We start from the raw sequence: 229 nt of genomic DNA, 5'->3' as shown, positions 1-229 counted from the left end.
GCAGCTTTCCCTGGCGCACGCTGATTATCATCCCGGATGATAAAGGCCTGCTGGAAAATGAGCTGGTGGACAAGCTTTCCACGCCCAATGTTCTGCAAAATACCAGCTGGACAAAACCCGGCAAAGTATCCTGGGACTGGTGGTATGCCAACAACATGTACAACGTGGATTTCCGGGCCGGCATTAACACCGCTACCTATATATACTATGTGGATTTTGCCGCTTAATA

1 protein-coding gene is annotated in these 229 nt (G+C 49.3%); it reads left to right on the top strand.

The genetic code is table 11. The features are described 5' to 3' along the window. On the top strand, nt 1-227 hold a 227-nt coding region (locus KVT36_RS32500; protein ID WP_217607550.1), incomplete at its 5' end, for a glycoside hydrolase family 97 catalytic domain-containing protein. Nucleotides 228-229: the final 2 nt, after the last annotated feature.

The organism is Chitinophaga sp. GbtcB8, assembly GCF_019091455.1.
Classification (GTDB): domain Bacteria; phylum Bacteroidota; class Bacteroidia; order Chitinophagales; family Chitinophagaceae; genus Chitinophaga.
Note: the sequence above shows the minus strand (reverse complement) of the source record. Positions and strands in the feature narration are given on the sequence as shown.